Here is a 20,910-nt window from a genome sequence, read left to right as displayed (position 1 = left end):
ACGTCATCAACGGTAATGAAAGAAATATTGAAGACTTACTTACTTACTTACTTACTTACTGACAGCTGCCAGTTTTTGCCATGTGTCAATAACTGAATCAGGATTGAGAGAAATTGACTCAATGCCTTCTTTCATCAGCCATTCTGCAAAATCAGGGTGATCCGAAGGACCCTGACCGCAAATACCAACGTACTTGTTCAACTTCGTGCAAGCGGCGATAACTTTGGACAACAACGCGCGCACAGCTGGATCGCGTTCATCAAAGTCTGCTGCCAGCAATTCCATACCTGAGTCACGGTCCAGACCCAGCGTCAGCTGTGTCAGATCGTTAGAGCCGATAGAAAAACCGTCGAAGTGTTGCAAGAATTCTTCAGCCAAAATTGCATTGGATGGCACTTCGCACATCATAATCAGACGTAAGCCGTTTTCGCCACGTTTCAGTCCATTTTTAGCCAGCAGGTTAACGACTTTTTCTGCCTGGCCCAGCGTACGAACGAACGGCACCATGATTTCAACGTTAGTCAGCCCCATGTCGTTACGGACACGTTTCATTGCCTGGCATTCCATTTCAAAGGATTCCGCAAAATCTGCTGCCAGATAACGCGCCGCGCCTCGGAAGCCTAGCATTGGATTTTCTTCATCTGGTTCGTAGCGTGAACCACCAATCAGTTTTTTGTATTCGTTAGATTTAAAATCAGACAATCGAACGATGACTTTTTTCGGCCAGAATGCGGCTGCAATCGTTGCTATGCCTTCAGCTAATTTGTCAACGTAGAAAGCGCGTGGAGATGCATGACCACGCGCAACAGACTCAACTGCTTTTTTCAGATCTGGGTCAATATTTGGATATTCTAAAATCGCTTTTGGATGTACGCCAATATTATTATTGATAATGAATTCCAGACGGGCCAGACCAACACCTTCGTTTGGTACAGATTGGAAATCAAATGCTAACTGAGGATTGCCTACGTTGAGCATAATCTTCAATGGTAATTTTGGCAGTTCGCCACGAACTTCTTCTGTGACTTCAGTTTCTAACAAGCCATCATAGATCTTACCTTCGTCACCTTCTGCGCAAGACACCGTAACCAATGTGCCGTCTTTCAGAAGATCGGTTGCATCACCGCAGCCAACAACAGCTGGCACACCTAACTCACGCGCGATAATTGCAGCGTGGCAAGTACGGCCACCGCGGTTTGTGACAATAGCTGCTGCGCGTTTCATGACTGGTTCCCAGTTAGGGTCAGTCATATCTGCGACCAGAACATCACCTGGTTGTACGCGCTCCATTTCTGATGGATCGTTAATGACACGCACACGACCTGCACCGATTTTTTGACCGATAGCGCGGCCAGATGTTAAAACGGTGCCACTACCTTTGAGTTTGAAACGTTGTTGTGCATCAGTCGCTTTTTGTTGTGATTTAACTGTTTCTGGACGTGCTTGCAGAATGTACAGCTTACCATCGCGACCATCTTTGCCCCATTCGATATCCATTGGACGGCCATAATGCTTTTCAATGATGACAGCATATTTAGCCAGTTCAACGACTTCGGTATCAGTCAACGAGTAACGATTACGCATTTCGACTGGCACATCCACGGTCTTAACTGAACGACCTGCTTTGGCTTCGCCAGTAAATTCCATCTTGATCAGTTTTGAACCGATGTTACGGCGGATGACAGGTAATTTGCCGAGCTCCAACATTGGCTTGTGAACGTAGAATTCGTCAGGATTCACAGCGCCCTGCACCACTGTCTCACCAAGACCGTAGCTGGAGGTGATGAATACCACATCCTTGAAGCCAGATTCTGTATCGATCGTGAACATCACACCTGCAGCGCCCAGATCAGAACGAACCATGCGTTGAACGCCAGCGGACAAAGCCACTTCTGCATGTGTGAAGCCTTTGTGAACGCGATAGGAAATAGCGCGATCATTGTAAAGAGAAGCAAACACGTGCTTCATGGCTTCAAGAACATTATCAATACCAACAACGTTCAGGAAAGTTTCTTGCTGACCAGCAAACGATGCATCAGGCAAGTCTTCTGCCGTTGCTGAAGAACGAACCGCAAATGACATTTCTGCTGTAGAGTCTGCAACCAGTTTGTTATAAAACTCTTCAATTTCTTTTTGCAAACGTGACTGAAATGGCGTGTCGATGATCCATTGACGAATTTCTGCACCGGCTCTCGCCAGTTCTTTCACGTCGTCAATATCCAAGTTTACCAGACGATCAGCGATACGCTGTGCTAACGACAAGCCACCATTTTCACTATGCGCTAAAAAGTCGCGAAACGCTTGTGCTGTGGTAGCAAAGCCACCAGGAACACGAACGCCTGCAGTAGCGAGCTGACTAATCATTTCGCCTAAAGATGCATTCTTTCCGCCGACGGATTCAACATCCGTCATTCGTAGATGCTCAAATGATGCAACGTAAGTTGCTTCAGTATTTGCTGCGTTGGACATAACAACCTCTTTTTGATGGTAAGAAATCTGTACTAATCACTGCTTACTGCTTCGTCTATCACTATTTTTTTGTTATTCTTGATGCGAACCGACGCGTGCCGTGCTGTTGCAGCATTTTACATTGTGTCATGCATAATTTATCTATGTGCGAGAAGAATTTAACTTCTTTTTTATTTCATCTATATGAAAAAATCTTTCACCTGAAAGCCTGTTAATTATCTGCAAATAAATATTATAGTGAGCCCTAGCGAAAAATCGCGGTTGTAGCGTGTTTGCTACACTCGCTAAGACCCATCACCCGTCTTGCTGATCGCAGTTCCTAGCTTGGACGAAACTGTATTGCCCAAATTCTTATCGTGACAAACCAGATGTCGTGAATAATACGTCGATCCTCATGCAATTTTCATCCATTTCTTTTTTACATAGTTAACAAATAAACATGCCAGACTCTCTTGCACCAGCGCTACCTAAAGCCAATCGTACCGTGTTCTTTGTCTCAGATGGCACAGGAATTACGGCAGAAACTTTCGGACATTCTGTATTAACCCAATTTGATCTGAAATTCAGGCAAATCCGTCTGCCATTTATCGACACGGTAGATAAGGCACACGACGCTGTTCGTCGAATAAATGATGCATTTGTGCAAGATGGCGCGCGACCAATTGTGTTTTCAACACTAGTTAAAACAGAATTGGCATCGATCGTGTTTAAGTCCAAAGGTCTTCATATGGATTTAATCCAAACATTTGTTGCGCCGTTGGAACAGGAATTAGGCGTTAAATCAACGCATACGATAGGTCGCAGTCACAACATTGCTGATTCAGAAGAATATAAAAACCGGATTGAAGCGATCAACTTCTCATTAGCTCATGATGACGGCCAATCCAATAAAAATCTCTCAACCGCCGATGTGATTCTGGTTGGCGTTTCCCGATCAGGAAAAACACCAACAAGCTTATATCTTGCCATGCAGTACGGCATTAAGGCTGCTAACTACCCACTGATTCCCGATGACTTTGAACGTGGAAAATTACCCTCCGTACTTCCCGAGTTTAGAAGCAAGATGTTTGGCCTGAGCATTGCGCCTGAGCGTTTGTCCGAAATTAGGAATGAGCGTCGCCCTGGAAGTAAATACGCATCAATAGAAAACTGTCGCTACGAAGTCAATGAGGCGGAAGCAATGATGAAACGCGAGGGAATACGCTGGTTGTCATCAACAGCGAAGTCAATCGAAGAGATTTCTACGACGATTCTGCAAGAGATTAAAGCGGATATTAAAATCTATTAATCCAGAGATTATCCGACACCTTGACCAATTGCTTTCTAAGGTCAAACAAGACGTTTGCGTAAAAAAGGATGAGGAAAATACTCCTCATCCTGGTGATCATTGGCTGTTAATGGACGAAGCTGTGTTTAATTGTTGGCGTACTTGCTCAAAAAAACAAATCGCAGCACTTGCGGCAACATTCAACGACTCAATAGCGGCTTGTTGCGGAATCGTTACCGTTTCCGTCGCGAGTGACATCAACTCATCAGAAACGCCCTGCCCCTCATGACCAAATAACCAAATAACAGAGTCGCTCAGATCTGACTGATAAATCGTTCTGGTGGTGTGTGAGCTTGTGGCTAGAATAGGGACTTTGCCATCTTTGAGCACTTTAGCTAGATCAACGTTTTCATAAATATTCAACAGAAAATGTGCCCCCATGCCAGCACGCATCACTTTCGGTGACCAAGCCAGTACCGTTCCTGAACTACAAAACACATTTTTCACCCCTGCAGCGGCCGCACTTCGCAAGATAGACCCAAGGTTACCTGGATCTTGCAAATTATCAAGTGCAACTGAGGTTTCAGTGATGTGTGCTGGTAGCATGGGCGTAGGCGTAGCGATCAAAAACAAGATACCAACACCATTCTCGACCTGACTGACGGTCTGATATAAGTTATCTGGCAAGCTGATGCAAAGCACTGCACGTTGTTCGCATTGTGCAATTAATGCGTTGACCTCATGATCAGTTGTCGCTGATTCAGAAACGATACACATTTCAGGCTCACCGATATGCTGAAAGAAGGCTTGACATAAATGAACGCCATCAAGCAAGGTACGACCAGACTTGCGCCTCACTTGGGAGCTGGTCGCAAGTTGTTTCAGTTCTTTGTATTGTGCGTTATCACGCGATGTAATTAATTTCATTTTAACAAGGCCTTTACAGGCGCATAGGTCTTACGGTGAAATGGCGCAACGCCATGCTCCCACAAGCGTTCCAGATGGAGCGCGGTTGGATATCCTTTATGTTGATCCAATGCATATTGCGGATACTGACGATGCAGTTCGTAAAGTGCATGATCACGCGCGGTTTTCGCCAGAATTGAGGCAGCTGAGATCGCTGCAACCTTATCATCGCCTTTCACAATCGCCTCTGAGCGTACCGACATAATTGGGCAACGATTACCATCGATGAGGGCTAAGGTCGGCGTGACTGATAACGACTCTACGGCACGACGCATAGCAAGCATCGTTGCCTGGAGAATATTTAATTCGTCAATCTCTTGCTCTGAGCACTGTGCGATAGCCCAAGCAAGCGCATGGTGCTTGATTTCAATTGCCAGTGCTTCGCGTTTTGCTTCTGATAATTTTTTGGAGTCGCGCAAACCTATTATTGGTCTCCTAGGATCAAGAATGACTGCGGCGGCCATTACTGGACCCGCGAGTGGCCCTCTTCCGGCCTCGTCGACGCCACAGATAATTTCACCATCGTAATCAAACAAACTCAAACTTTCTTGCATATCAACCCTGAAAAAATGCCTTCAAGGCAATTGGATCTAAAAAATAATGACAGATTTTTTGCTCGGGCTGCCCCTGTTTTTTGCCAATCAATACGGGAACCAATTCGTCGTATAGATTTATTAATTCGGTATCAGCATCGACATCAATCATTTCGACAGTAAATTGAAAATCTGAGGTATAAGCCTGAAGTTGCTCAAGCATGTCATCACACAGGTGGCAGTAACTCCGCGAGTAAAGCGTAAATGCAATCATAATGAATGCCTTTATAAATAAGGCGCCAATTATAAGTCCTGCGCACAACTCTTAAATCATAAGCCAAATAAAAAAGCTGCGCCAGAGTTACATACCCTGGCGCAGCCGTCGTCAGATTTTAGCCGAAATGAAGGCGCAGATTATTGCGCTTGTGGTTTAACCAAAATAAACTGTGAAATCTCACCGCGACGTACCAACAATGCAACCGCTTTTTTTCCGTCTAATTTTGCAACCATAGCGGTAAATTGTTTAACGTCTTTGACGTCAACGTTATTAAGTGTCAGAATCACATCCCCCGCCAGTAAACCAACCGCTGCTGCTGGACCATCGACAGACTCAATGACCACACCACCGCCCGGCAATTCTTTTTTCTGCGCATCATTGAGATCGTTAGCATAAATACCCAACACATTAGACTGTTTGGCTTTTTTATCTGCTTTTGGTGCATTTTTTTCGGTTTCCATCTCAGCGACAGAAATTGGCAATTCACGCAACGCACCTTTACGCCAGATTGTAATCACGGCTTTAGAACCTGGTTTGATCGCACCAACGATTCTTGGCAAATCGGAAGATTTAGAAATTGCTTGGCCATTGAACTTCAGAATAACGTCACCATCCTGAATGCCCGCCTTTTCTGCAGGGGAACCTGGTTCGATCCGGACAACAGCAGCGCCTTCTGCTTTTGCCAGACCAATGGATTCAGCAACTTCTTTAGATACTTCACCAATCTGAACGCCAATACGACCACGTGTAACTTTACCTGCTGATTTTAATTGATCTGCAACACGCATCGCTTCGTCGATAGGTACAGCAAAGGAAATACCCATGTAGCCGCCAGATCGGCTGTAGATCTGAGAATTAATACCGATCACTTCGCCTCTCATATTGATCAGCGGGCCGCCAGAGTTACCGGGATTGACAGCAACATCGGTCTGAATTAACGGTAGGTATTCACCCGTATCACGTGCTTTTGCCGAAATAATCCCAGCCGTCACCGTATTTTCAAGTTCAAAAGGTGAACCAATTGCGATGACCCATTCACCTGCTCGGATTTTGTCGGAATCACCAATCGTTGCTTTTGGTAATTTAGCTCCTTCAATTTTAATTAAAGCAACGTCCGTGCGTTTATCAATGCCAATAACCTTGGCTTTAAACTCGCGTTTATCGGTTAATTTGACATAGATATCTGATGCGCCATCAACAACGTGAGCATTGGTAAGAACGTATCCGTCTTGAGAAATAATGAATCCAGAGCCAACACCACGAGGGATCTCTTCTTGTTGCTGAGGTACTGATTTACGATTTTTCGGCGCTGGCGCCTGACGCGGCATCGGCATACCAAAGAAACGCTGAAAGAACTCTTGCATTTGCTGATCGTCAGAACCCGCGTCGGCCTGGGATTGTTGTGCCTTTTCTGTCGTACGAATATTGACAACAGATGGCCCTACTTTATCAACTAGATCTGTAAAATCCGGCAAACCCGCGACAACTGGAGCCGCCTGCGCCACAGGGTTCGCGCCAACTGCACCCGAGGTAGAAATAGCGACACAGACACCAAGGATTAAACTGCTCAATATTTTTTTGGAGGGAAAATATTCTATTTTTTTCATGGTCTTACTCACTTTTATTACCTGAAATGTTACGTGGATATTTTATTTAGGCTTAAATTCAATGGAATTCACTACTTGTCGAATCGCGTTTGCCGGCACTTCCCCAACAACTGTTAGCCAATAATCACCCTGACGCTTTGTCATTATCGTCATTGCACCTTGCTGCAGACTACCCTCTGAGTGCTGCTCCATATTTGGTTCAATAAATACGGAGATCGCCGCCATACCGTCGGAGAAAATCATCTGAATTACCTGGTGCGAGTTCGGTGGCTTTCTGCCAGAAGGAATTGAAGGTGGCGCACTGATCACGCGCTTCAATTCCTTGGTTTTGACAAATCCCGCCGGCAGTGATTTGACGATCCAACCTGAACTGATATTGGATTGCACCGTAAGATTTTCAATGTGCCACTGAGATAAATTTTGAAAACTTGGCTTGATTTTATTTTTGTCTATGTCGCCTAATTTCAACTGCGTAAAAGCTATCTGCTCAATGACTTCATCATGGTTATTGACAGTTTGTGCGCGCAATAACAGACCGGACTGTTTTTCAACACACAATCGGTAGCCGTAACGAGCGCCATCTCTTGGCGACATAACATAAGTCTGACACTCCAAACCAGCGACGCGACTGACCTCACCTTTTTTGAAAGTATAAAAGTCGGGTAACTGGGTTGCATGACGCGCCAAGAGCGCTGGAAAAACTTCTTGCGTCACATCTTTTTCTACCTGAACGGTTTTACTGTCTGGCAAATAGCAAGAAACCTCATCATTCTTGCGAACATATTCTCGGGAGTTGCCGTCGAGTATTTCTAATTTTTCTAGCTCACCATTAGCATCGACATGATGCGTTATTTTCGATGTTCGGATTTGACTGGCTTGTTGATAGACGAATGTACCAGAATAGTTCAATTTTTGTGGTGCCGATTGAATCATCTTTATCAGACTTTGCACTTCCAGCTTCTCGTCTGTCGTGTTACTTGGCCCGCTTGCAAATGCAGAGATATTGCCGATGCCAAGATACATCACTAAAAATGAGAGTTGAAAACGATTAACCTGCATAATTCTTATTTCCCTGACGCGGTCGTTGCAGTATTTGCCTGCGTCACGTATTGAGCGGCATTGCTAATTGCTGGAGAAAAACGTTGGTGGGCAATTAAATAACTATCAATACGCGGATCTCGCATCATTTCGATGGCCGCCTCTTTGGCAGGTGTGTTCATCTGAACTTTCTCGTCTGTTGATGAATCCTCTGCGGTTGCGAGCAACGTGTTGTCAGTGGCGTTTGATGCCGAAACTAACTGAACCTCGGATTGCATCACAGGCGCTTTACTTAGCTGGGTCGAGACATATTTATCTTGGCCAAATTGTGAAACTAGTGGTCCGAACATGAAGGCAAATACAGCCGCCGCTGCAACACTGGCAACTGTCAGATAGGTACGCAAATACTGGCGAACTCTCTGTGCTGAGGATTTTTCAGGAAAAACTTTCACATGTTTTTCGGGCATCAACAATAGCGGTTCAGCAGCAAACTTCTCTGCGAAACGTTGTGTAAAGCCTGAGCTTAACGGCGCAGCTAGGTCGTCAGAACGTACCACATCACCAATCAAGTGATAGGTATTCCACACATCATCTTCCTTATCAGACAGGAGTTGCTTCAGTACCAGTTCTAGTTCGCCGTTATTCAGTTCGCCATCAACTAATGCTGATATGTTTTCGCGCTTCAAGGTATCGTTCATCATTTTGTTTGCCATGGGTACTGCGAGTTTTGTTCAATATGTTTATATCAGGTGCTTCACCAGCGGTGTTCTGAGGAAGTTCCCAAAATAGGTCGTAACCGTTCTGCAATGGCCTCTCGTGCCCGGAATATTCTGCTTCTAACCGTACCAATCGGGCACAACATTACTTCTGCAATTTCGTCATAACTCAGACCCTCAATCTCTCTCAGGGTAATGGCGTTACGTAATTCTTCCGGCAAAGCTGACATCGCCGCATTAACTGTTGCTGCAATCTGCTTGCTCGCCAGCAGTGACTCTGGCGTATTAATATCTCTAAGACCGTCAGCATCAGAAAAACCTTCCGCCTCTTCCACATCATTTTCCGTTGACGTCGGTGCTCTTCTGCCCTGGGTAACGAGATAATTTTTTGCGGTATTAATCCCAATACGATAAAGCCAAGTATAAAAAGCCGCTTCACCGCGAAAATTTGGTAATGCGCGATAGGCTTTTATAAACGCCTCTTGAACAACATCCTCTGCCTCAGCTTGATCGTAGACGAGCCGAGACACGAGCCTCATCAGTTTCCGTTGATATTTGGAAACCAGAAGCTCGAATGCCTTTTTATCACCACGCTGCACGCGTTCGACCAATATTTGATCTATCTCGCGCTCTGTCGTCACTCAATCATCCTGTTTTTTGCCAAAACGCTATTTTATAAAGTTATTCCGAGGTTAAAATGCAAAAAATCATCATTCACCTACAAGGTAGAGTGATTTGTTTAATTTAAGTTCCCACCAAGCTCTTTTTTCTTCAATCCACTGCTCATTTGGTGTCGGCGCAACCAAAGAAGGCTGACGCGCAAGCGTTGGAAGCTAGATGGAATTGTGCTATCAGGTAACAACACGAAAGAAATTTTCGTATTGTCTCTAGTGAGAAAATGCAAAACCATCATGGCAGGCCATATTACAGCCCCCTCACCCAACCTAATTTCTTCACTTTTGGTCGTGTGACGAGCAATCCGCTGACGCAAAATCAAGTTACCATCAGCAGCAATATCAAGACTTGTAATGGAAAATTTCTTCCAACGCCAAATGCATACAAAAATCAAGCAACATAAGCAGATCAAACTCAGCGTTAGCGCTACTTGCGGATTGATCTCCTCCCTCAACATCGTATCGAGAAAAACCCAGACGGCATAGCTTGCCAAGAATGCCATCGCCAATGTAGCAACAAGCAATAGTTTGGAGGCTCTTAGTGTGACCGACAACGTAATCATTGTAAAAAAATAAAGGCACTTCGCTTCAAAAGAAACGAAGTGCCTTCTTTTTGCATACTATTCTAGACTTGCTTATACCTTAGCAAAAATCAGAGTGCCATTCGTTCCGCCGAAACCAAACGAATTTTTCATAGCAAAATCAATCTTCATGTCTCGGGCTGTGTTTGCGCAGTAGTCCAAATCACACTCAGGATCTTGATTGAAAATATTAATCGTTGGAGGAGAAACCTGATTATACACAGCCAATACTGTGAACAGAGATTCTAATCCACCTGCACCACCTAATAAATGCCCAGTCATCGACTTGGTCGAATTAACTGTTAACTTGTATGCGACATCACCGAATGCAGCTTTGATCGCATCAGTCTCATTTTTATCACCAAGTGGCGTGGACGTGCCGTGTGCGTTCAGATAATTGATCTGATCAGCATTGATTCCTGCATTTTTCAATGCATTCACCATAGAACGACGTGGTCCATCCATACTTGGAGACGTAATATGATAAGCGTCGCCGCTCATGCCAAAACCAGTAATTTCAGCATAAATCTTTGCGCCGCGTGCTTTTGCGTGCTCATACTCTTCAAGGACCATTACGCCAGCCCCTTCACCGAGTACAAAACCGTCGCGATCTTTGTCCCAAGGACGGGATGCCGTAGTCGGATCATCGTTTCTGGAAGACAAAGCACGTGCAGAAGCAAAGCCACCCAATCCCAATGGAGAGATCGTTGACTCAGCACCGCCGGCAATCATCACGTCGGCATCACCGTACTCGATCATACGAGCAGCTGATCCTAGGCAATGCAAGCCAGTGGTACACGCAGTCACAATCGCCAAGTTTGGGCCTTTTAGCCCAAATTTGATCGACAAGTGACCGGAAATCATATTGATAATAGATGCTGGCACAAAGAAAGGACTGATACGGCGTGGGCCACGCTCAATCAGAGTTTCTTTCGTTGCCTCGATTAGTGGCAAGCCACCAATCCCGGAACCAACGATAACGCCGATACGCTCGGAATTTTCTTCGGTAACGGTTAAGCCGCTATCCTGAAACGCCTGCACCCCAGCAGCAATACCGTAGTGGATGAAGGTATCCATGTTACGGGCTTCTTTTGCCGGAATGTATTCCTCGACATTGAACCCCTTCACTTCTCCAGCAAAGTGCGTGGAGAAAGGAGTTGCATCAAATTTGGTGATCGTAGCTATACCAGACTGTCCGGCTTTAATTGCTTCCCAAGCGGTGGCAACGGTATTGCCGACTGGCGAGATGCAACCCAATCCGGTTACGACGACACGACGTTTAAGCGAACTACTCAAGCGTTTCTCCTGGATTTGAAAACGAGGTAACTGAATTATGCCTTAACGTGTGCAGTAGCGTAATCGATAGCTAATTGCACAGTGGTGATTTTTTCAGCCTGATCATCAGGAATTTCCATTTCGAATTCGTCTTCGAGGGCCATTACCAACTCAACTGTGTCTAAGGAATCTGCACCTAAATCATCGACGAAAGAGGATTCAGCTTTGATGTCTGCTTCAGCAACACCCAGTTGTTCAGCAACAATTTTCTTAACGCGTTGTTCGATATCGGACATTTGTATCTCCAGTGAAAAAATCAAAAATAAGGGCCTACAGAAAGTGCGCGCATTTTAGCAGGTTTGTACCTAAAAAAAGCAAGCACTCATTTTGCAGCAATAACTCCGGCTAATTTCGGTGAAATTGCGCGCAATTAACAACAAAAAAACTACACCAAATACATGCCACCATTTACATGGAGCGTCGTACCAGTAATATAACCTGCATCCGGAGATGCTAAAAATACCGTTGCCGCAGCAATATCCTCAGGCCGACCCAACTTAGCCATTGGGATTTGCACCAAAATAGCGGCCTTCTGCTCTTCAGTCAGCGCCTTCGTCATATCGGTATCGATGAAACCGGGGGCGATACAGTTAACAGTAATATTGCGACTGCCAATTTCTCTGGCTAAAGCACGGCTCATGCCAGCCACACCAGCTTTTGCTGCCGCATAATTCATTTGACCCGGGTTGCCGGAGGAGCCGACAACGGACGTGATATTGATAATACGCCCATGTTTCGCCTTCATCATGCCACGCAACACTGCGCGTGATAAGCGAGCAACAGAATTCAGGTTGGTAGAAATAACATTATCCCAATCATCTTCTTTCATGCGCATTGCAAGCTGATCCTGCGTAATGCCGGCATTATTAACAAGAATAGACAAGCTACCGAACTCTTTCTGAATTTCTTCGACCAACGTACCGCAACGCTCAACATCGTTGACATTAAATGCAATGCCTTTACCTGCATCTGCACCAACTTCCGCCAGATAGGCAGAAATCGCTTCTGCCCCTCCCTCCGTGGTCGCGGTACCGATTACTTTTGCACCTGCTGCAGCTAATGCCACAGCGATAGCCTTACCAATGCCACGTGACGCGCCAGTAACAAGGGCAACTTGATTTGCTAATGGTTTATTCATTTCAAGAGTTCCAATACTTTATCTAAGCTTGCTGTATCAAATAAGGCCTCACCAATCAAATCACCATGGATTCGTTTAGTTAAACCAGCCAAGACTTTGCCTGGGCCACACTCAATCACGTGAGTGATACCAGTTGCTTGTATTTCGCGGATTGTTTCAACCCATCGAACAGGGCTAGCTGCCTGCCGCACTAAAGCATCCTTAATTGACGCTGGATCCAGAGCAATTGCGACATCGACGTTATTAATTAAAGGAATAGCTGGCGCCGAAAACGAAACGCCAGCGAGATACTCACGCAATCGATCTGATGCTGGCTTGAGTAACGAAGAGTGGAACGGCGCAGATACCGGCAGTATCAGGGCGCGCTTTGCACCTTTAGCCTTCGCTATTTCGCAAGCGCGTTCCACGGCCACCTTGGCTCCGGCGATAACAACTTGTGATGGCGCGTTGAAATTAACCGCTTCGACAACACCTTCAGTTGACGCTTCACGACAAGCTGCAGCAACATCTTCATCAGACAAACCTAAAATAGCAGCCATACCACCCTGCCCGACTGGCACCGCTTCCTGCATTGCCTGCGCACGGAAGCGAACCAGTGGCACCGCATCTTTAAAAGCGATGACGCCAGCTGCAACGAGCGCTGAATATTCACCTAAACTATGACCTGCTACAACTTTAGGTGCCGCACCACCTGCAGCGATCCATGCGCGATAACAAGCAACGGCCGCCGTCAACATGACTGGCTGCGTATTGGTTGTCAGGTCCAACTCTTCTTTTGGGCCTTCAGAAATCAACTTGGCCAGATCAAAATGCAGCGCGTCTGATGCTTCTGCAACTGTTTGTTGAACGATCGCATTATCAGCGAAACCATTAAGCATCCCGATGGCCTGGGAACCCTGGCCGGGAAAAACAAATGCAAATTGGGTCATGTTTTTATATCTCTCTTGGGTTATTTCAGTTTACATTTGAACGATAGCGGCACCCCAGGTAAATCCGCCACCAACACCTTCTAATAAAATCTTATGCCCAGCCTGAACCCGACCATCACGAACGGCTTGATCTAACGCCAACGGAATAGAAGCCGCCGAAGTATTGCCGTGGTGATCGACTGTCACAACCAGCTTTTCCATAGGTAAACGCATTTTCTTTGCCGTGCTTTGCATGATGCGAATATTGGCCTGATGCGGAATCAGCCAGTCGATCTCTTCAGCCCGCAAACCAGCTATTTCCAATGCTTCATTTGCGACTTTTTCAAGAACAGATACCGCCAACTTGAAAACTGCCTGTCCATCCATATGCAGAAATCCGCTTCCTGCAATTGCATTGTTCTGCACTTGGCCTGGTACACACAAAATATCTGCATAACTACCGTCCGCGTGCAACTTTGTGGCCAAAACGCCTGGGGTTTCCGAGCGCGACATGACAACAGCACCCGCACCATCACCAAATAACACGCAGGTTGTACGATCTTCAAAATTCAGAATGCGTGAAAATACTTCCGCACCAATCACCAGCACATTTTTATGTGAGCCGGACTTAATCATGCTGTCAGCAATTGACATGGCGTAGATAAATCCACTGCAAACAGCTTGCACATCCATCGCAGCCGCACCATTTTTGACCTCAAGCTTATTTTGAACAATACAAGCAGTACTAGGAAATCCACCGATAAAATCAGGGGTCGATGTCGCCAGAATGATCATATCGATATCATTCGGCTGCATCTTCGCTGCACTCAAAGCCTGTTTGGCAGCGGCAACAGCAAGATCGCTGGAATTGACACCTTCGTCCACATAATGACGGAATGAAATCCCACTGCGAGAGACAATCCACTCGTCAGAGGTTTCGATCCCTTTTGCAGCGAGTTGATTAGCGAGGTCTTGGTTACTTACTTTTCTGGGAGGCAGATAACTGCCAGTACCTATAATTTTGCTAAAAAAAGTCATGCGATCTTCTGTGCTGTTTGGTCATTGTGATTTGGCGCAACCGTGTCTGCCACTGGCATCAAAATCGCCATCGAAGTTGAAATCCGCTTTAACACGTCATTTTTTGCAGCATCAAAGGCGCGCTGGATCGCCCATTCGTAGCTGTATTTGTCTGCGCCGCCATGACTCTTAAAGACAATTCCCCGCAAACCAAGCAAGCTACCGCCGTTGTAGTTAGAAGGATTCATGGTGCGTGAAATAGACTTGAGTGCACCTCGAGCAATAATGGCACCGAGCATGTTTAGGGGGCTGCTCTTAAACGCTTCCGTGAGCGTCGTCTTAACAAAGCGCCCCATGCCTTCGGCTGCTTTTAGGGTAACGTTGCCAACGAAGCCATCGCAAACGACGATATCTGTCGTCCCCTTAAAAATATCATTTCCCTCGACATTCCCGTAAAAATTTAACAGGCCACGCTCATGATCGGCACGCAACAATTGTGCTGTACGTTTAACGACATCATTTCCTTTAATGTCTTCTTCACCGACGTTCAATAAACCAATACTTGGCTTTTCTCTTCCTTCAAGCGCAGAAACCAGTACCGAACCCATAATTGCAAATTGATGAAGATGCACCGGCTCACAGTCAACGTTAGCGCCTAAGTCGAGCATATAGGTTGGTTTGTTTTTTTGATTCGGCAACATACCGAAAATCGCTGGGCGATCGACGCCATGCATTGTCTTGAGCACATAACGGGACACCGCCATTAAGGCCCCAGTATTACCTGCGGATACGCATGCCTGCGCATGACCATCCTTGACTTGCGTAACCGCAACGCGCATCGACGAATCTTTTTTGCGGCGCAGAGCAACCTCGAGAGGATCATCCATCTCCACCACCTCGGAGGCGTGAATGATTTTTATTCTTGGGTGCTGGCTAGCATGATTTTTTTTCAGTTCAACTTGGATTTGATCCTCAAGCCCTACCAATAGAAATTCGACATCCGGCTCACGATTTGCGAAGGCAACCGCCGCCGCCACGGTAACTGCTGGTCCGTGATCGCCGCCCATGCAGTCTATGGAAATTTTTATTGTCATGTGGTGTTACGAAACTTCTATACGAAACAGCTAGTGTACCAAATTAGAGGAGTTTTTCAGTTATTTTCATTGCTATTAAGTAATGAAATTAGAAAAAAACTGCGTTTTTATCGATTCAGATCAAAAAATCAACATGAAACTTCATCCGCAAAACTCTAAAGACGCTTACCTCTTCAAAATTGCAGGCGTAAAAAAAGCGGCGTCAAGTCAAAGACTTACAACGCCGCTTTTTTACTAAAAAACGAGATTACTCGTCGTTTTTAGTTTTCAATACTTTACGACCACGGTAAAAGCCATTTGGGCTGATGTGGTGACGCAGATGTGTTTCACCAGTTGTTGGCTCGATACCTAACTGTGGTGCAGTGAGGAAATCGTGGGAACGGTGCATGCCACGCTTGGATGGGGATTTTTTGTTTTGCTGAACTGCCATGATAACTCCTAATACTTCAAAAAATGTTTCTAAAAATTTACACACCTGGCTGAAGAGTGCGAACATCACCAACCAAGAATCCCTAACAATACTTCGACCTGAGTGTTTTTTCAGAATAATGCCACTAGGTACGCCCACTTATCTTCTTCAGCACAGCGAAAGGAGATACTTTTTCACTGCTTTCTGCGTCAACCCGTGCAGTAGAATCTGCTGAAGCCAATGGTACATCTGGGCATACTGCATGTTTGGGCGATTGGGGTATTGCGAGTAGCGCCTCATCCTCGATCAAAGCTATGACGTCGAATGTTTTACTACCTACTACAACATCGATCTCGTCATCTTCGAGCAATGCGTCAATTTCGTCGGCATTTTCTTCGTTTTTGGCGAGTATCAATACTGATTCTGAGTCAATCTCAAATGCAAATGGTGTAAGGCAACGCTGACACATCAAATTTACGCTGCCAGCCACCGTCAATCTTAGCTCTGCGTGACCAAACTTGTCTTTCCCACCAGTCAACGCCCAGTTCAACACACCTTCTGTGTTGGCACTTTCTTCTGAAAGACGGGACAAATCTGCTACCGGAATGCTACCGGAACGCTGCTCTTCGAGACGACAAAAGGTGAAGGCATCAATCACAAAAGCTTGCATAGGATTATTTGAACCCAGAAAACCTGCGATAATAACAGCACTCGCCCTTGTTAGTCAAAGGCTTAGGCGCACTTTTTAGACGAAAACAAGTCAAAAACGCAATTTACAGCAAAATTACCACCCCGATCAAGCCTTTATCTATGACGAATAACAATCCGGATATTATTTTAGCATCCAGTTCCACCTATCGCGCTGAGCTACTTCGCCGTCTGCAACTACCCTTTTCTTCGATCTCACCCGATATTGATGAGTCGCCGCTTCAAAGGGAAACCCCACCTGCAACCGCGTTGCGACTAGCACGTCTAAAAGCAGAGGCAATCGCTTCTAGCCATGCAAAACGGATGCCAGCGTTGATCATTGGTTCCGACCAGGTTGCCACCCTTGACAAGCTACAGATAGGCAAGCCAGGCAACCATGAAAATGCATTGAGACAGTTACAGTTGATGCGTGGCCGAGAGGTAATTTTTCATACCGCATTATGTTTACTGGATACGCGACCACATGCTGCCCGCCCAATCCAGATTCAGGAAGTCAGAACCGTCGTCCGCTTCCGCGATTTGTGTGATGCTGAACTAGACGCTTATTTACGCATTGAACAGCCCTACGATTGTGCTGGTAGCGCAAAAAATGAAGCATTAGGGATCACTATTTTATCGTCCATTGAAAGTACTGACCCAACGGCATTGACTGGATTACCACTCATCGCATTGACGGATATGCTTCGTAATGCGGGCATCAGTTTTTTCAATTGATAGGGGCATGTGATTTTTTACGCGTGCACCTTCCGCCTATCGTGAGAAAATAGCAACCAACAACTCATACACCACCCAGTATTTAAGATTAAAACAATGACTACCGGCACACTTTTCCTTATTCCCAACACCCTCGGTTACTACGAAGGACAGCAAGAGGGCTTGCTGGCAAAAATCATTCCCGACACAGTGCAATCGATGTCGGCACAATTAAGCTATTTCGTGGCAGAGAATGCCAAGACAACGCGCGCTTATTTAAAGTTTCTGGGTCAGCATCACCCACTTAAACTTGCGATGCAAGAAATCCAGATCAGTGAGCTAAACATTAACACGCCGGAAAAGGCTCTTGAAGGATTGCTGCAACCGCTTCTGCAAGGGCATGACGTTGGGCTCATTTCAGAAGCTGGCGTTCCGGCAGTCGCTGATCCCGGGGCCAACCTCGTGCGTCTAGCGCACCAAAAAGGCATCACAGTGCGCCCATTAGTGGGGCCGTCATCGTTGCTGCTTGGCTTGATGGGTAGCGGCTTGAATGGTCAGAGTTTTGCTTTTCATGGCTACTTGCCGACAGACGCAGTGCAGAGAGCTAAACGAATCAAAGAGCTGGAGGACCGCTCCAGAAAAGAGAAACAAACCCAATTATTGATCGAAACTCCGTATCGCAATACTGCAATGCTGGAGGCGCTAGCCAATCACTGCAATCCTGGTACGCTGATTTGTGTTGCAACCGACCTTAGCCTTCCAAGCGAGTCTATCCAGACACGGACAGCCAACGAATGGAAAAAACGTATTACTACCAATCAGCTTCCAGATTTCCACAAAAAACCAACGGTGTTCTTGTTCCTAGGCCATTAATTCTGACTTCTTGATGAAACTTTCAAAAAACATCATTTTTCGAACGGTCGGTTAGTTTTTTAAATTTCAGCTACTATGTATTTTTTGGAGGAAAATACATATGCTGAATTTTGATTTTTATAATCCTACACACATCCTGTTTGGCCAAGGTCGTATTGCTGACTTGAACAAAGTAATTCCAGAAAATGCCAAGGTGTTATTGCTTTATGGCGGTGGTAGCATCAAGCAAAACGGTGTTTTTGATGAAGTTATTACAGCATTAGGAACGCGTTCGGTGACAGAATTTACTGGTATCGAACCAAATCCAAGCTACGAAACACTTATGCATGCCGTTGAGGTCATCAAACAAGGACAAATCGACTTCCTACTAGCTGTAGGTGGTGGGTCGGTCATCGATGGTACGAAGTTTATCGCGGCCGCAGCGCTATTTGAAGGCGATGATCCGTGGGCTATTCTTGAAAAACGTGGCAGCAACGTTAAGAAAGCGATGCCATTCGGTAGCGTGCTGACTTTACCAGCAACAGGCTCCGAGATGAATTCAGGCGCAGTTGTGACACGTAAATCAATCAAGGCAAAAATGGCTTTCTCCAGCCCTCATTGCTACCCAAAATTCTCAGTCTTGGACCCGACGAAAACATACACCTTACCCGTCCGGCAAATCGGTAACGGCGCCGTCGATGCCTTTGTTCACGTGATGGAGCAGTATATGACCTATCCGGTCAACTCGCCCGTTCAGGACAGATTTGCCGAAGGCTTGTTGCGAACGCTGATCGAAGAAGGTCCAAAAGCACTGAAGAATCCTCAGGACTACGATGTTCGCGCCAATTTAATGTGGTGCGCAACGATGGCACTCAACGGCCTGATTTCCGTCGGCGTACCACAGGATTGGGCAACGCACATGATCGGTCATGAGCTAACGGCTTTACATGGCATCGATCATGCCCAAACACTTGCTATCGTCTTACCTAGCATGTTGCGCGTCCGTAAAGAGTCAAAGCGTGCAAAACTACTGCAATACGCTGAGCGCGTTTGGGATTTGCACGACGGTGATGAAGATGCACGTATTGAACTGGCGATTAGCCGCACACAAGACTTCTTTGAGCAGATGGGAGTCAAAACCCGCTTGAGTGACTACGCACTCAACGCCAGCAGCATTGACCCTATTCTTGCTGCGCTAGAAACCCATCGCATGGTAGCCCTCGGTGAAAAACGCGATGTAACTTTAGATGTGAGCCGACGAGTATTAGAACTCAGCCTGTAATCATCGTCATTCAACGTAGCACCCAAAAATCCGGCTCACTATTTGCCGGATTTTTTATTGCTCCCTCATCAGTCCAAGTAGCGTACTTTTTGTGAATTTGTCGCTTACTTGTCATTTACTTGACAGTAGGCTTCTGCACATGACAGTGCAACGCAAGAAAACGCATCGCGCCACTATAGGTTGTGTCCCAATCATCTAACAGATAGGTATTAGCTTCTTCAATGAAATTAACCCAATCTTCTAATAAACCCTCTTGCTTTTCATGTGGGGCCGCTTCCTTAATCCAATTAGTGGCAAGATCTGGAGTAAAACCATCTTTTCTAAACTGTTTGACGATACTCTTTGCGATTTTTTCAGTCATGGTTGTTTTCGGTGGCACGCCAGCACAGATGCACAAAAATAGAGTCATCAGCGAATCAACATCGGTCTTACCCTTCGTCAGACGACTCCACTCTTTTGACACTAAGGCATCATATTCCGACGTATCCTCGATCTCATGATCACCCAGATAATATTTGTCTTTCAGGCTAAACACTAAGCGATCCAAAGATAATTTCTTATCTTGCAACACTGGCATGTCGTGCTCTTTCATCTCACTGACAATCCGCTCAACAAGGGACAAAAATTTCTCAGGGATGTCTGATAAATCGATGCTCTCAATCGCCTTATTACGTTTTATCGCAGGCATGGTACGCACAGATTCCAAGAGTGTCGCAAATTCAAGCTGATTTGCCAGATTGTCTTCAGGACCTCCGAATATCATCACAAGCAACGCTGAGCGGATCACGGCCACCGCTTCTGCATCTTCCTCTTTGAGACTTTCTGTTGATATTCCAAGATAGTCGCCAAACCAATACCCCGCTTCGATTTCGAGGGCATTGAGCTGTCGGTGCTCAAGTGTATTCCTATACTCATGCGGTTTTTCTTTTAGCGACCACGCTTCCAAAAAATCCTCTACCCGCCCTTTTGCCTCGCGACCGAGTAGTGCATATTCAGGCAAAGAGAATAAAGTTTTAAGCAGACCTGAGCCGCCTCGGGAGAGAGTCAGGAACGTGTTATCTCGAATCAATTTGGCAGCGACATCCAGATCACCGCGTGATGTCTCGATCAGGTACAGGCTAGCCAAGTTCACGATACGTTTGCGCGCCGCTTCGATCTCTGGACGCAAATATTTACTACCAAAGGTGTCTGCGATCTGCACCATGCCTTTGGGCGCTTCCGCTTCAATGGCTGCAATCTTACTACTAGGAATAATCGCCCTTTGCACACCATGGCGCAAAGCAGTTTCAAAAAAGGGACGGTTATCGATCAGGGCAATATCGTATTGGGATTCGGACATAGGACCT

22 protein-coding genes are annotated in these 20,910 nt (G+C 45.9%); 4 read left to right on the top strand and 18 right to left on the bottom strand.

Features of this window, described 5'->3' with window-relative positions; translation table 11 throughout:
- Window positions 1-51: 51 nt before the first annotated feature.
- A complete protein-coding gene (gene ppsA, locus ACO0KV_RS04295) occupies window positions 52-2,469 on the bottom strand; it encodes a phosphoenolpyruvate synthase (RefSeq protein WP_423040239.1) in 2,418 nt (805 codons plus the stop codon).
- Window positions 2,470-2,908: 439 nt separating this feature from the next.
- Here ppsA and ppsR point away from each other — a divergent pair, with 439 nt between their 5' ends.
- Complete coding sequence (gene ppsR, locus ACO0KV_RS04290) at window positions 2,909-3,757, top strand: posphoenolpyruvate synthetase regulatory kinase/phosphorylase PpsR (protein ID WP_423040237.1); 849 nt, start codon at window positions 2,909-2,911, stop codon at window positions 3,755-3,757.
- 96 nt (window positions 3,758-3,853) lie between these two features.
- Here the strand turns inward: ppsR and ACO0KV_RS04285 are convergent, their stop codons facing one another.
- The 16 genes from ACO0KV_RS04285 to ACO0KV_RS04210 all read right to left on the bottom strand — a co-directional run bounded on the left by ACO0KV_RS04285 (window position 3,854) and on the right by ACO0KV_RS04210 (window position 16,699).
- The gene (locus ACO0KV_RS04285) at window positions 3,854-4,663 is read right to left on the bottom strand and encodes a TrmH family RNA methyltransferase (protein ID WP_423040235.1); all 810 of its coding nucleotides are present in this window, start codon (window positions 4,661-4,663) and stop codon (window positions 3,854-3,856) included.
- Window positions 4,660-5,256, bottom strand: a complete 597-nt coding sequence (gene rnhB, locus ACO0KV_RS04280) for a ribonuclease HII (protein ID WP_423040233.1) — start codon at window positions 5,254-5,256, stop codon at window positions 4,660-4,662. The genes ACO0KV_RS04285 and rnhB overlap by 4 nt, the downstream gene beginning before the upstream one ends.
- Before the next feature lies 1 nt (window position 5,257).
- Window positions 5,258-5,509, bottom strand: coding sequence for a glutaredoxin family protein (locus ACO0KV_RS04275; protein ID WP_423040231.1), 252 nt, complete (start codon window positions 5,507-5,509; stop codon window positions 5,258-5,260).
- Window positions 5,510-5,649: 140 nt separating this feature from the next.
- A complete protein-coding gene (locus tag ACO0KV_RS04270; RefSeq protein ID WP_423040229.1) occupies window positions 5,650-7,119 on the bottom strand; it encodes a DegQ family serine endoprotease in 1,470 nt (489 codons plus the stop codon).
- Window positions 7,120-7,161: 42 nt separating this feature from the next.
- Window positions 7,162-8,178: a MucB/RseB C-terminal domain-containing protein gene (locus tag ACO0KV_RS04265; protein ID WP_423040227.1), complete on the bottom strand. Its 1,017-nt coding sequence runs from the start codon at window positions 8,176-8,178 to the stop codon at window positions 7,162-7,164.
- Between the two features lie 5 nt (window positions 8,179-8,183).
- Window positions 8,184-8,870, bottom strand: a complete 687-nt coding sequence (locus ACO0KV_RS04260) for a sigma-E factor negative regulatory protein (RefSeq protein WP_423040225.1) — start codon at window positions 8,868-8,870, stop codon at window positions 8,184-8,186.
- Window positions 8,871-8,911: 41 nt separating this feature from the next.
- On the bottom strand, window positions 8,912-9,514 hold the full coding sequence (gene rpoE, locus ACO0KV_RS04255) for an RNA polymerase sigma factor RpoE (protein ID WP_423040223.1): 603 nt from the start codon (window positions 9,512-9,514) through the stop codon (window positions 8,912-8,914).
- Between the two features lie 98 nt (window positions 9,515-9,612).
- Window positions 9,613-10,110 carry a protein YgfX gene (locus ACO0KV_RS04250; RefSeq protein ID WP_423040221.1) on the bottom strand — a complete coding sequence of 166 codons (498 nt, stop codon included), beginning with the start codon at window positions 10,108-10,110 and terminating at the stop codon, window positions 9,613-9,615.
- Between the two features lie 72 nt (window positions 10,111-10,182).
- A complete protein-coding gene (gene fabF, locus ACO0KV_RS04245; protein WP_423040220.1) occupies window positions 10,183-11,424 on the bottom strand; it encodes a beta-ketoacyl-ACP synthase II in 1,242 nt (413 codons plus the stop codon).
- 35 nt (window positions 11,425-11,459) lie between these two features.
- Window positions 11,460-11,699, bottom strand: coding sequence for an acyl carrier protein (gene acpP / locus ACO0KV_RS04240; protein WP_423040218.1), 240 nt, complete (start codon window positions 11,697-11,699; stop codon window positions 11,460-11,462).
- 149 nt (window positions 11,700-11,848) lie between these two features.
- Window positions 11,849-12,601, bottom strand: a complete 753-nt coding sequence (gene fabG / locus ACO0KV_RS04235) for a 3-oxoacyl-ACP reductase FabG (RefSeq protein WP_423040217.1) — start codon at window positions 12,599-12,601, stop codon at window positions 11,849-11,851.
- The gene (gene fabD / locus ACO0KV_RS04230; RefSeq protein WP_423040215.1) at window positions 12,598-13,530 is read right to left on the bottom strand and encodes an ACP S-malonyltransferase; all 933 of its coding nucleotides are present in this window, start codon (window positions 13,528-13,530) and stop codon (window positions 12,598-12,600) included. The genes fabG and fabD overlap by 4 nt, the downstream gene beginning before the upstream one ends.
- Before the next feature lie 30 nt (window positions 13,531-13,560).
- A complete protein-coding gene (locus tag ACO0KV_RS04225; protein ID WP_423040213.1) occupies window positions 13,561-14,547 on the bottom strand; it encodes a beta-ketoacyl-ACP synthase III in 987 nt (328 codons plus the stop codon).
- Entirely contained in the window at window positions 14,544-15,620 is a 1,077-nt protein-coding gene (gene plsX, locus ACO0KV_RS04220) for a phosphate acyltransferase PlsX (protein ID WP_423040211.1), read from the bottom strand. Before plsX ends, ACO0KV_RS04225 begins: the two co-directional genes overlap by 4 nt.
- A 247-nt stretch (window positions 15,621-15,867) precedes the next feature.
- Window positions 15,868-16,050, bottom strand: a complete 183-nt coding sequence (gene rpmF, locus ACO0KV_RS04215; protein WP_162018712.1) for a 50S ribosomal protein L32 — start codon at window positions 16,048-16,050, stop codon at window positions 15,868-15,870.
- A gap of 124 nt (window positions 16,051-16,174) precedes the next feature.
- Window positions 16,175-16,699: a YceD family protein gene (locus ACO0KV_RS04210; protein WP_423040209.1), complete on the bottom strand. Its 525-nt coding sequence runs from the start codon at window positions 16,697-16,699 to the stop codon at window positions 16,175-16,177.
- 140 nt (window positions 16,700-16,839) lie between these two features.
- Here ACO0KV_RS04210 and ACO0KV_RS04205 point away from each other — a divergent pair, with 140 nt between their 5' ends.
- From ACO0KV_RS04205 to ACO0KV_RS04195, 3 genes are all read left to right on the top strand, one after another.
- Window positions 16,840-17,451, top strand: a complete 612-nt coding sequence (locus ACO0KV_RS04205; RefSeq protein ID WP_423040207.1) for a Maf family nucleotide pyrophosphatase — start codon at window positions 16,840-16,842, stop codon at window positions 17,449-17,451.
- 96 nt (window positions 17,452-17,547) lie between these two features.
- The gene (locus ACO0KV_RS04200; protein WP_423040205.1) at window positions 17,548-18,303 is read left to right on the top strand and encodes an SAM-dependent methyltransferase; all 756 of its coding nucleotides are present in this window, start codon (window positions 17,548-17,550) and stop codon (window positions 18,301-18,303) included.
- Between the two features lie 100 nt (window positions 18,304-18,403).
- On the top strand, window positions 18,404-19,564 hold the full coding sequence (locus ACO0KV_RS04195; protein ID WP_423040203.1) for an iron-containing alcohol dehydrogenase: 1,161 nt from the start codon (window positions 18,404-18,406) through the stop codon (window positions 19,562-19,564).
- A gap of 115 nt (window positions 19,565-19,679) precedes the next feature.
- Here ACO0KV_RS04195 and ACO0KV_RS04190 read toward each other — a convergent pair whose 3' ends face one another.
- Window positions 19,680-20,903 carry a hypothetical protein gene (locus ACO0KV_RS04190; protein WP_423040201.1) on the bottom strand — a complete coding sequence of 408 codons (1,224 nt, stop codon included), beginning with the start codon at window positions 20,901-20,903 and terminating at the stop codon, window positions 19,680-19,682.
- Between the last annotated feature and the right edge of the window lie 7 nt (window positions 20,904-20,910).

The sequence above is a fragment of the Undibacterium sp. RuRC25W genome, from assembly GCF_049339825.1.
Taxonomy (GTDB): Bacteria; Pseudomonadota; Gammaproteobacteria; order Burkholderiales; family Burkholderiaceae_D; genus Undibacterium.
Note: the sequence above shows the minus strand (reverse complement) of the source record. Positions and strands in the feature narration are given on the sequence as shown.

Bases quoted from the DNA above. Each gene is read 5' to 3' on its own strand.
- ACO0KV_RS04210 (WP_423040209.1), bottom strand. From the start codon at position 16,699: ATGCAAGCTTTTGTGATTGATGCCTTCACCTTTTGTCGTCTCGAAGAG.
- ACO0KV_RS04270 (WP_423040229.1), bottom strand. From the start codon at position 7,119: ATGAAAAAAATAGAATATTTTCCCTCCAAAAAAATATTGAGCAGTTTA.
- rnhB (WP_423040233.1), bottom strand. From the start codon at position 5,256: ATGCAAGAAAGTTTGAGTTTGTTTGATTACGATGGTGAAATTATCTGT.
- ACO0KV_RS04190 (WP_423040201.1), bottom strand. From the start codon at position 20,903: ATGTCCGAATCCCAATACGATATTGCCCTGATCGATAACCGTCCCTTT.
- ACO0KV_RS04275 (WP_423040231.1), bottom strand. From the start codon at position 5,509: ATGATTGCATTTACGCTTTACTCGCGGAGTTACTGCCACCTGTGTGAT.
- ACO0KV_RS04285 (WP_423040235.1), bottom strand. From the start codon at position 4,663: ATGAAATTAATTACATCGCGTGATAACGCACAATACAAAGAACTGAAA.
- ACO0KV_RS04250 (WP_423040221.1), bottom strand. From the start codon at position 10,110: ATGATTACGTTGTCGGTCACACTAAGAGCCTCCAAACTATTGCTTGTT.
- ACO0KV_RS04225 (WP_423040213.1), bottom strand. From the start codon at position 14,547: ATGACTTTTTTTAGCAAAATTATAGGTACTGGCAGTTATCTGCCTCCC.
- ACO0KV_RS04200 (WP_423040205.1), top strand. From the start codon at position 17,548: ATGACTACCGGCACACTTTTCCTTATTCCCAACACCCTCGGTTACTAC.
- ACO0KV_RS04265 (WP_423040227.1), bottom strand. From the start codon at position 8,178: ATGCAGGTTAATCGTTTTCAACTCTCATTTTTAGTGATGTATCTTGGC.
- fabG (WP_423040217.1), bottom strand. From the start codon at position 12,601: ATGAATAAACCATTAGCAAATCAAGTTGCCCTTGTTACTGGCGCGTCA.
- ACO0KV_RS04205 (WP_423040207.1), top strand. From the start codon at position 16,840: ATGACGAATAACAATCCGGATATTATTTTAGCATCCAGTTCCACCTAT.
- ACO0KV_RS04260 (WP_423040225.1), bottom strand. From the start codon at position 8,870: ATGGCAAACAAAATGATGAACGATACCTTGAAGCGCGAAAACATATCA.
- ppsA (WP_423040239.1), bottom strand. From the start codon at position 2,469: ATGTCCAACGCAGCAAATACTGAAGCAACTTACGTTGCATCATTTGAG.
- plsX (WP_423040211.1), bottom strand. From the start codon at position 15,620: ATGACAATAAAAATTTCCATAGACTGCATGGGCGGCGATCACGGACCA.
- ppsR (WP_423040237.1), top strand. From the start codon at position 2,909: ATGCCAGACTCTCTTGCACCAGCGCTACCTAAAGCCAATCGTACCGTG.
- rpmF (WP_162018712.1), bottom strand. From the start codon at position 16,050: ATGGCAGTTCAGCAAAACAAAAAATCCCCATCCAAGCGTGGCATGCAC.
- fabD (WP_423040215.1), bottom strand. From the start codon at position 13,530: ATGACCCAATTTGCATTTGTTTTTCCCGGCCAGGGTTCCCAGGCCATC.
- ACO0KV_RS04195 (WP_423040203.1), top strand. From the start codon at position 18,404: ATGCTGAATTTTGATTTTTATAATCCTACACACATCCTGTTTGGCCAA.
- acpP (WP_423040218.1), bottom strand. From the start codon at position 11,699: ATGTCCGATATCGAACAACGCGTTAAGAAAATTGTTGCTGAACAACTG.